This is a genomic window from Pseudoalteromonas sp. J010, assembly GCF_003934235.1.
Lineage (GTDB): Bacteria > Pseudomonadota > Gammaproteobacteria > Enterobacterales > Alteromonadaceae > Pseudoalteromonas > Pseudoalteromonas peptidolytica.
Window position 1 is genome coordinate 116,902 of sequence record NZ_RDBW01000012.1, and the last position, 10,742, is coordinate 127,643.

Genomic DNA, 10,742 nt, shown 5'->3' on the forward strand with positions numbered 1-10,742 from the left:
GCACGGTATTTAAGCTAACTCTTGTCTATCGAATACCAAAGTAAGAGATAGATCAGCCATGGTTGCATCCACATATGCAGGCGTGAGTAAGCTCACTCTATCACCGGGAACTAACTTGGTTCTGGTCAAGCTTGACATACTGGTCGTGCCGTTAGGATCGACCGTAAATGTGCCTTTTTCAACATCATTTATGAGTACTTTGATAGGGTAGGGGGCGGCCGGTGGAGTATCTGCAAAACCAATAAATCCGCCCCAGTTATTTCTAATATAGAGTTCACGAGGTACCACAAACGTCAATAGTTTGGTTGATAGATCAGGGGCGCCCTGCACGAAAAAGGTCACATCATATGTTTCCGAATTGAGCTCTTGTAGCTTACCCGCCTCATCTAACGGAAGAAACTTACTTTTCGCTATTTCCTCTACAACAAAAACGATTTCTCGGAAATCTTCTCCTGCTTGCGCACTGGCGCGAAAATACCTAAATTTTGCAATGCCTTGTGGTGCTATCAGTTCGACAGATCCCTCATCGGATGCTGACTCTGATTCTGGCACCGTAACACTCCCCTCGAAGATGTCATGCCAAGTGTGATCGTCATTACTACCTTGGACTATATAGTTTACCGTGGTATTGGCCGTAGATTTGAAGCGCACACTTTTAAGGTAGGCTAAACCTGTGGCATCATAGCTGCCGTTAGGGGCATTGACTGAAGATATCGCACCATCCTCAATATGATACATCTCTTCTTTTCGAACAGAGCCATTGAAGAGCACTGTCAAATTACGATAAATGGTTTCGAGTTGACGCAGATCGCCTTTATCACCCAGCAACAACAGAGCTTCTTGGTTTTCTGCCTGTGCGGCATAAGATGGATCTGAGGTATCCAGTTCTACGACGGCACCCTGTCGGGTAACAACGTAACGCTTATTGGCTTTTAAATACTGGCGTCCACCGCCTTTTCTGACCACAAATAGGTCATCAATATTACTCATCTAGGTATTCTCCTTAAGCTATGAATTCAACCGCATTAAGCAGTTACAACCTCAATTTCATCATCGACCGATAAATCGATATTTAGCGTAATACTCTGCGTCCCGTTGATGGTGTACTCACTTTTACGCAAGAGTTTCCGATTCAAGTAGACGGTAAGGAATTTGGGTTTGAGCGTGAGTGGCTCACCATTAACCTTAAAAATGTATTCCTTAATAGATGCAGACATCACGTACTCAACATCTGAGTGCTGCATATTCATTTCCGAAGCAATGGTGACAATTGGTTGAAACCCCTCGGCCGTTTTCCGTTCAACAACAGTGGCATCACCCGCAGTGTTAAACCAAATGTCGTTAATGCCAGCATCTGTATTTGGTGGTGGCTCATCACCGCCGAAAACCAACGTTTTATGCATGGTTTCGCCAGTAGCAGTTTTACCTGAACGTAAGTTTGCTACTTCCACATGGGTAAAGTCATCTGATGGGTGTGGCCCTACACCTGATAAGTCGGGTAAATCAGCAATGTCAGCCATTTTCACACTTTGCAGCGCACTATTGATTTTATCGATCAGTTCATCAGTCAAATCATGAGTTGAAAGGCCTTTTCCCGGTACATTATCAACCTTGCTTTGTACTGACTGAGTTTGTGCTACCGCTTGAGCGAAGTCAGAAATTGTCTGTGCCGTCTGTGTACCTGTATGATTTGCTCTATCTCGATCCGCTTCGTGATAGTGTAGGTGAGTACTTTCACCTGTCGTGAGTTGCTGGTGTTGTTGCTCGGTGAGCAAGCGTAGGTCATCTGTGCGAACAATGGCACGCATATCGCCATCGACACCAAGTGTCCACGCATTGAGAGTTTCATCCCATAAAATGGCTGCATTGGCCGAGTTACCACGCGTAATTTTTAGGCCTGCGTCCAAGGTTGGTTCATCAGTGGTGCCTGCTAATAGCGTGATAAATTGCTCACCAGAGGTAACATTGGTCGAGCTAGTTTCGGTGCGTGTACCTGCTACGTCTAGGTTTTCTGACACAACCAAGTTTTTAACAGTTAACTTACCTTCTGAGTTTAAGTTAAAGAACTTACTGATCACAGTGAGCAGCTGTTCAGCGCCACAATTAATATTAACGTTGTCATCACCATTGCCAATACTTGCATGCTCCGAGAAGCTCACTGGTGCATTGAAAGTGGTAGTGGCGTTGATTTCAGCGCTGTTTGCAGCGCCACTACCCAAAACGGTATTAGCACTGACATTGAGGTTTTCCAGCGCGCCGTGTACAACATCAATACGTGCGCCAGTAAAGGCCTGGCCATTGATTTCTAGAGGCGCACCGGTTTCATCTATTAACTTTAATTGACCAGTTGCTTCGTCGTAGCGTAATAGATACTGCGTCTTATTAGAGCCTGTCAGTATGATTTGTGCTGGGGCAACACCTGCGCTGGTTGTCCGCGCTTGAATATCTACTTGGTTAGCAAGTAACTTTCCTTGTTGTGTGTCTGGATCTTCACTTTGAGAGCGTGTGTCGACTGAATTTGCTGATATAGTCGCGGCGTGTACTTGGGCAAATGGGTGATCAGCTCGACCTAAAGTTTCTTGATCGGTATTAGGTAATAAGTCTTTGATGACCTTGGTGTGATCGAAATCGGCGGTAAACATGCCATTAAATGAATCGATGTGCTGCGCGTGATCGGTTAGCGTTGTCCCTACATCGGTTCCATCAACCATCAACCCATTGCTATCCGCTGTTACTTTGCCCTGTGCAACAGAAATAATTTGGTTAACGGTTAGCATTTCGATAATGCCATCTTCAGTTGCCAGTCTAGGGATCGCCAAGTCGCTATGGATAAACACCACTACTTTACCTGACACCGCATGACTGAAATTTAATTTAAACTTGTTTTTATCTATAGGGGTTGGATTGGCATGTAATATATTGCCGTTGTCGTCATACACCATAAACACATACTCATCGGTGTTATAGTTATGCGACACTGTCCATTCGAAAGCGGGAGTTGATTGAAAATGGACATGGGAACTTTTTTTATTGGTTAATGGAAACCAAGTTTGCGTTACGCCGATCTTGGAATATATGTATAGGATCCCTTCGACGAGTGCAAATTGCCCAGGAAAAGGGTTCAGTGGAAAAGAATCAATTTGATCAAAACTAAGCGCTGAACGACCGAACATTCTCATATTCGTCATCACGCGCAATTCAGAAGTAGACATATCGTCTCCTATTTTTTAATTGGGTACTCTGGTTTGGCTGTATCGTAAGATGGACACGGTTGCTCTGCGCCTGTTCGGAAGGGGTTTTCTGTTTCCCTATCTATGTCAATGCCACTAAAGCGGCACTTACCATCAAAATTTGTGGCAACTTGCTGCAACAAGCTCAATAACTCGTATTGCTCTTGAACAAAAACCACCATGTCTTCAGCAGACATCTCATCTGTACTGTCGATGAATTGTTTGCTTTTGGTGTGCTCAAGCTTGTGTGCTAGGTGTGTTGGTACATCGACGGGCACCTTGCCATTATTTGATTTGAGTAAGAAGCGTTCAATCTGTCTTTGTAGCTGATTTATCCAGCCTGCACTTTGTACCGTTTTGACATCTTTCACCGTCATTATTTGCGCCTCAACACCGTTTTATTGATTTGGATAGCATTCAGTAAAAGCACGCTCTGTTGTTGCTTTTGCTGTAACTTGCGATAATCCAAATGTCCTTCGTCAAGGATCAAGCGTTCAATACGCTCATAAAATCGGCGTAAGAACGTAATGGCTTGCGTTAGCTCTTTGATTGGCACGCCTTGCTCACTGAGCATGGCTGCCTTTAGCTCCGATAGTGCATCGTGCAATACATACAAAGCATCTTCGCGCGTTTTTAGAGCAACAACATTGACGCGGTAAAAACTAAACAAGGTTGACATATTTGCCTCCTTCTTCATATGTTGTACAACATAAATGAGCCGACAACTACGTCGGCCCATTTATGTGTGTTAATACAAGGTAGGCCGAAAAAACTTAAGCTGTTGGGTCTGCAAGTTTACGAACTGCTTGGACAGAGACTTTTACTCTTGCCGCTTCAGTTAGGTAAATCATCACAACATTGTCTGATTCTTGCTTGACCATGGTAATGTCGTTATAGAAGCGGGCATCTTCGCCTTCACCGCGCTCCACCCATACCATCACGTCGACATATTCAGAGTTTAGATTGTGTTCGATTTTGTGCTGCATCAGTTTGTTCTGTGACAGCTCGAAGTAAACATTATCATTAACTTGGTTTACGACATTGGTGATATTAGAGCGTACGCCACCCAGTTCAGATGCCATTTCTACATCTAACTTGGTGATAGCGCCAAATAGCGACGTTGTATCCTTGATATAAGTGTAGCTATCAACACTTTGCATGCTACCGTCTGCCGATAGGCCTGCTCCTTGTTTGATAGCGTTGTCAGCGTTCTCACGGGCAATCTTTTCAGCGACTAACTCGCTAGAGACTGCCTTTAATGCGCTATCTAAGAGTAGGCTTGCATCGTGTACACTCGTCGCGGTGTTTAAGTAGTTGCTGTCGGTTGCTTGCTTATAGCTTCCATCCAGCTCTAGACCCGTGCCTACTTGTGTTTTATCAAGCTCTAACTGTAGCGCTTGTCTTGCATTGTTATGTGCTTCTGATTCGCTGGATAGACGTTCATCAACGGCTTTAATTGCATCATCTAACGCTTTATCAGCTGTTTTTAAGCTAGTGACCGCTGTTAAGTAATTCGTTTCTGAATCAGCAACATAGCGACCGTCTGCCTCAAGGCCTGCAGCAATTTGGGTGGCGTTGAGTTCATTGGCAATGGCATTCACACTGTCTTGGAATGTGGCTGAAACCTTCAGGCCTGCATTACTTTTTTCTAGTGTATCGCCATCTATCTTAATCTGTAGCTTAGCCGCTGACGCATCTGACTCGGTGCTGCCATCTTCAGTTGTAAATAAGCCATCGCCAAAGTCGATACCAATCTCATCAGTTGGAGATTCCTTAACACCAGCCCCAAAATTCAAAAATAGGGTATTGCCATCTTTTTGAATACCTGCACCTGCTGTTAGCTGGCCTGCGCCCGAGAATTGTACGAAAGTCAGCTCGGTGGTTTCTAGACTAATTGGGTTGGGAGTGCCAAGTACAAACCCAGCATTGGCATAGGTTGCACCTTCTTCAATGAAGGTGTGCATGCCATTAGTTACTTCGCCATCTGGCGTACCATCTGCGTCTATCGCGCGCTCAAATTCAGCTTTTGCTTCGGTCGTTTGGTCAGAAACCTCAGAGATAGTTACGACATAAATACCGTTATAAATCGCGCTTGGTGAGTCGGTACCATTTTGGCTTGCTGAGTTTTTGATAAGTACGCGGTCGCCACTGACGAGTGTTACACCATCAATTTGATAACTGTTATCGCCATTATCTTGAATATCACCACCGAGGTTGGCAATGGGGGCAGTTGTTGCGACCCGTACGGACTCTCGGACATCTAAGCCGGCACGCATACCATCGATGTATTTTAAATTAACTAGGTGATTGGGTTGCGTAGGTACGTGCGCGCTACTGATTGGGTTGGTACCCATATCGAGTGCGCCAGTCATTACACCGCCCGCAATATTTAGTTTTAAGTCATCGGCTTGCTCAGCGGCAACTTTATTGCTTTGTACCGTGTCTGTTAGCGACTTTATTGCATCATCTAGCAACTCGTCAGCAGCGGCGAGAGAAGGCACTTTAGATGCGTTAGTAAAATCTTCTGATTTTAGGTAATTTGCCCCAGTTGGAGGCGTATAATCGCCAGACTCACTTAACCCTGCTGCTGCTTGGGTTTTGTCTAACTCAGCTTGAATAGCCTCTGAGCTGACTTTACTGGCTGCTTTGTTGATGTCGATTTGATCAACCATCGCATCTAGGGCTGCCTTCAACGTGGTCGGTGCAATACTAAATTCACCTAAACCACCTGCTTTACCTTCGTAGCCAATTTTATTGGTACCAAGGCCTGCATTTTGCGCACCTAAATCAGCTAATGCTTGTTTGTCTGCATCAACAGCATCAATGATGGCGCCGATGATATTATCTAGCGTGCTTGCTTGCGCTGAAAACTTCGCATTGCTGCCTTGCTTGCCTTCGTAACCGACTTTGGAAGCACCTGAATTGCCAGCTTCTTGAGATGCAAGCGCTGCTAAAAAGTCAGTAAACTCTTGGGTTGTTTGAAAAGCTATCGTTGTCAGCGCACCGCCTTCGTCAGTGATCGATGCCTTAAATTGCTTTTCAGCAGAGTTATACCACACGCGGCCTTCAGAAGCGCCTTGCGGATCTGAAGCCAAGGATTCAATAACAAGGTTTTCAAATGTTGCGCTATTTGCTAGCGTGATACCGTGAAAAATAGGGTAGTTAGCCATACTTTGACTGTCCTCTTACGTCGAATTATGAATAAAACACAACGTCAATGAAGCCGGTTAGGGCTTCGGTGAGACTCACCACAAAACTCATGTCGTCAATGATTTCGTGATGTGCGAACATGCGCACACCTTGACTGTTAAAAATTTCAATCGAGAAATCTTTGGTATTTCTCTCATGTTGTACAATCCACTGCGTTGATTGCTGAGAAAATTCAAATCTCAGTCTTTTTGGCAGTGATACTCGAGTCAGTATTTGTGCCATGCGGTCTTCGACCAGCTGTGGCACGGTTTCCGTTAATTTTAACGTGACCAGGTTTGGTATAAAGGTCGACTTTAATGTTTCAACCTCTGTATCTACAACGGTACGAACGGTGCTGTCTACCAAGTCAGGAACTGCTTCTTGGAGCGCAGCTTGTACTTCATTCAATGCGTATTCAGGTACTATGCGCTCGATAAAGGGTGACACCGTTGTGTCGACATACTCTTGTACAATACCTTGCGCAAGCGCGGTTACATTGTCTTGAAAGTATGCGGCAATACTGCCTTCATCTTTTAGACCCTCATTGATCTTGAACTCAACTAAACTCGGTAGTTCTGAGGTTATCGCGCCAAACGCCTTATCAACCTCACCGCTCACAAATAGTGGAAGTTGATTAGATATCTCTAATTGTACAACAGTAGAGAGAATATCGGGTAGTTGTTTGTCTACTTCCTGCGCTATTTTTGGAACGACGGATCCGTTGATGTGTGTATCGATCTGTGCCGCAGTCTTTGATGCGATAATGGGCCACAATGTATCTTCATTTAGCTGAGCATCAATCATATCCGGAACAGTGATCGCGTCGACAGTCGCGGCTATTTCTTGGATCTGTTCTTGAGTCCAATGGTTACCCAAGTTAATACTATCGATGGCTTGGCTCAGCTCCGTGCGATACGTCTCAGTGATTGACTGGGCTAGGTTTGATAGCGCGTCTGCAACGGTCTGTTCGCCAAAAGTGCCGAGCTTTTCGTTAAGCTTGTCCTCTACAATGCCTGGAACTGTAACATTGTCGACGGCTGCTGCAATCTCCTCTATTTGAGCTTGGCTCCATATTCCTTGACCAATATTCTCAATTGCTTGGGCTATTTCAGCCCGATAGGCCTCAGTTACGGTTGCTTGTAACGCGCTGAGATCATCGACAAGTGCTGCTTGGGCAAGTGGCGCAAGTTTTTCCTCAAGTTGTGTGTCGACAATGCCTGGCACGACTATATGGTCTATTGCCGCTGCAATGTCTTCAATCTGTGCTTGAGTCCACTGATTGCCTTGGCCCATATTTTCGATGGCTTGCGCGATTTCAGCTCTGTAAGCGTCGGTTATGGAAGTTTGCAGGGCGTTCAGATTGTTTTCAACAGCAGCCTGAGCCAGTGGAGCAACTCTCGCGGGCAGTTGTGCATCAAGCATGTCTGGCACGGTGACACTGTCGACTGCTGCGGCAATTTCTTCAATTTGAGCCTGGCTCCATGCCCCCTGAGCAATCTGCTCAATAGCTTCGTTTATCTCGGTGCGGTACGCCTGCGTGATAGACTGACTAATAGCAGATAATGTATCGGCAACCGTTTGTTCTCCCAGATCACCTAACCTTTCGGCAAGTATAGTCGCCACAATGTCTGGGACGGTGATGTTGTCAACAGCAGCGGCGATTTCCTCGATTTGAGCCTGGTTCCAGATCCCCTGTCCCATGCTCTCAATTGCCTGAGCGATATCAGCTTTGTAGGCTTCGGTGACGGCTGCCTGCAAGGCATTGAGGTCGTCGACAAGCGCTGCTTGAGCTAGAGGCGCTACTTTTAAAGCGAGCTGTGTGTCGACAATATCCGGTACCGTGACGATGTCGACGTTGGCGGCAATGTCCTCAATCTGTGCTTGAGTCCATTGGTTGCCTTGAGCAATGCTATCAATCGCTTGTGTGATTTCTGCTTGGTAAGCCGCGGTGACAGATGCCACTAATGCGCTCAAATCATCAGCAAGGGCAGCTTTGGCTAAGGGTGCAACTTTTGCGCTTAACTGTGTGTCAATGATCTGGGGAACGTTAATAGAATCGACATTGGCGGCAATGTTTTCTATCTGTGTCTGCGTCCAACTGTTGCCTAAGTCAATGCTCTCAATTGCCTGATTTATCTCAGTTCGGTAGCTGGTTGTGAGCGACTGAGCCATTGTCGAGAGTGCATCTGCAACGGTTTGTTCACCCAACGTACCGAGCTTGGCATTGAGGTGATTATCCACAATCTCTGGTACGGTGATAGTATCGACATTAGCGGCGATGTCTTCAATCTGCCCTTGCGTCCAATTGTTAATTTGATCAATGCCTTCAATGGCTTGATTTATCTCCGCGCGGTAGGTTTGGGTGATGGACTGCGCCATAGCAAAAAGCGCATCAGCAACGGTTTGATCCCCAAGTTCGCCAAGTTTTGCATTTAATTGATTATCAACAATGCTTGGCACGGTGATAGCATCAACTGCGGCGGCAATGCTTTCGATTTGTTCTTGGTTCCAGCTATTGCCTTGACTGATACTGTCAAGCGCCTGTGTAATGGCCGTATTGTATGCTTCGGTGACTGCGCTCTCCAGCGCGAGTAAATCATCGGCAAGGGCGACCTTGGCCAGAGGAGCGACCTTCAAACTCAGCTGAGCATCTACAATATCTGGTACCGTGACCGTGTCGACGTTGGCGGCAATGTCCTCAATCTGTGCTCGCGTCCATTGGTTGCCTTGATCAATACTATCAATCGCTTGTGTGATTTCTGCTTGGTAAGCTGCAGTGACGGACGCCACCAATGCGTTCAAGTCATCAGCTAGCGCAGCTTTAGCTAGGGGCGCGACTTTTGAACTTAACTGGGTGTCAATGAGCTGGGGAACGGTGATAGAATCGACGTTGGCGGCAATGTCCTCAATCTGTGCCTGCGTCCACTGGTTGCCTTGTTCTATGCTATCAATCGCTTGTATGATTTCTGCTTGGTAAGCCGTAGTGATGGACGCCACCAATGCGTTCAAGTCATCAGCCAGCGCAGCTTTGGCCAAGGGGGCAACTTTTGCGCTTAACTGAGTGTCAATGAGCTGGGGAACGTTAACTGAGTCGACATTAGCGGCAATGTTTTCTATTTGCGTCTGTGTCCAGCTGTTGCCTAGGTCAATACTCTCAATTGCCTGATTTATCTCAGTTCGATAGCTGGTCGTGATCGATTGAGCCATTGCGAGGAGTGCATCTGCAACGGTTTGTTCTCCCAACGTACCAAGCTTGGCATTGAGGTGATTATCGACGATATCTGGTACGGTGATAGTATCGACATTAGCGGCAATGCTTTCTATCTGTGCTTGTGTCCAATTACTACCTTGGTTGATATTGTCAATTGCCTGGACAATTGCCGCGGTATACGCTTCGGTTACTGAGTTCTCCAGTTGATATAGATCGTCAGCAATGGCCGCTTTGGCCAAGGGGGCGACTTTTAGGTTCAGCTGAGTATCAACGATATCTGGTACGATAATATTGTCGACCGCTGCGGCAATCTCTTCGATCTGTCCTTGCGTCCAGCTACTACTTTGCCCTATGTCTTCAATGGCTTGGTTTATCTCGGCGCGATAGCTAGTCGTGATAGACTGGGTCATGGCCGAAAGTGCGTCTGCAACGGTATTGTCGCCAAGAGCGCCTAATTTTGCGCTGAGTTGATTATCAACAATGTCAGAGGTGATAGCAGTACTTACCGCCGCAGCAATATTTTCTATTTGCGATTGAGTCCAACTATCGCCAGGCTCTATCCCCTGAAGAGCTTGTGTGATTTCGGCTCTATAGGCTTCGGTGACAGAAGCTTGCAATGCGTTAAGGCTGTCTTCAATTGCCGTGATAGCAAGGGGTGCCACTTTCAAATTAAGCTGTGCATCAACAATATCTGGGACAGTAACCATGTCGATGTTAGCGGCAATCTCTTCTATCTGTGCCTGTGTCCAATTGTTACTTTGGCTGATATTATCAACCGCTTGCGTAATTGCCGCGGTGTACGCTTCGGTTACAGCGGTCTCCAGTTGATATAGATCGCTTGCAAGAGCCGCTTTAGCTAAAGGTGCGACTTTTAAACTCAGCTGAGTGTCAACAATGTCAGGTACGATAATGTTGTCGACGGCTGCAGCAATTTCTTCGATCTGTCCTTGTGTCCAGCTATTGCTTTGCCCAATACTCTCAATGGCTTGGCTTATCTCGTTGCGGTAGTCAGTCGTGATAGACTGCGCCATGGCCGACAGCGCGTCAGCAACGGTATTGTTGCCGAGGGAACCCAATTTGGTGCTCAATTGATTTGCAACAATATCCGGCAC

6 protein-coding genes are annotated in these 10,742 nt (G+C 46.2%); all 6 read right to left on the minus strand.

Annotated elements, in window-relative coordinates:
- Nucleotides 1–9: 9 nt before the first annotated feature.
- Nucleotides 10–990, minus strand: a complete 981-nt coding sequence (locus tag EAG18_RS08550; RefSeq protein ID WP_125251966.1) for a hypothetical protein — start codon at nt 988–990, stop codon at nt 10–12.
- Nucleotides 991–1,025: 35 nt separating this feature from the next.
- Nucleotides 1,026–3,212, minus strand: coding sequence for a hypothetical protein (locus EAG18_RS08555; protein ID WP_125251967.1), 2,187 nt, complete (start codon nt 3,210–3,212; stop codon nt 1,026–1,028).
- 8 nt (nt 3,213–3,220) lie between these two features.
- The gene (locus EAG18_RS08560; protein ID WP_125251968.1) at nt 3,221–3,607 is read right to left on the minus strand and encodes a hypothetical protein; all 387 of its coding nucleotides are present in this window, start codon (nt 3,605–3,607) and stop codon (nt 3,221–3,223) included.
- Nucleotides 3,607–3,909: a hypothetical protein gene (locus EAG18_RS08565; protein WP_125251969.1), complete on the minus strand. Its 303-nt coding sequence runs from the start codon at nt 3,907–3,909 to the stop codon at nt 3,607–3,609. The genes EAG18_RS08560 and EAG18_RS08565 overlap by 1 nt, the downstream gene beginning before the upstream one ends.
- Nucleotides 3,910–4,003: 94 nt before the next feature.
- A complete protein-coding gene (locus tag EAG18_RS08570; protein WP_125251970.1) occupies nt 4,004–6,400 on the minus strand; it encodes a hypothetical protein in 2,397 nt (798 codons plus the stop codon).
- A 25-nt stretch (nt 6,401–6,425) separates the two neighbouring features.
- The gene (locus EAG18_RS08575) at nt 6,426–10,718 is read right to left on the minus strand and encodes a hypothetical protein (protein ID WP_125251971.1); all 4,293 of its coding nucleotides are present in this window, start codon (nt 10,716–10,718) and stop codon (nt 6,426–6,428) included.
- Nucleotides 10,719–10,742 lie beyond the last annotated feature (24 nt).

Bases quoted from the DNA above. Each gene is read 5' to 3' on its own strand.
- EAG18_RS08550 (WP_125251966.1), bottom strand. From the start codon at position 990: ATGAGTAATATTGATGACCTATTTGTGGTCAGAAAAGGCGGTGGACGC.
- EAG18_RS08555 (WP_125251967.1), bottom strand. From the start codon at position 3,212: ATGTCTACTTCTGAATTGCGCGTGATGACGAATATGAGAATGTTCGGT.
- EAG18_RS08560 (WP_125251968.1), bottom strand. From the start codon at position 3,607: ATGACGGTGAAAGATGTCAAAACGGTACAAAGTGCAGGCTGGATAAAT.
- EAG18_RS08565 (WP_125251969.1), bottom strand. From the start codon at position 3,909: ATGTCAACCTTGTTTAGTTTTTACCGCGTCAATGTTGTTGCTCTAAAA.
- EAG18_RS08570 (WP_125251970.1), bottom strand. From the start codon at position 6,400: ATGGCTAACTACCCTATTTTTCACGGTATCACGCTAGCAAATAGCGCA.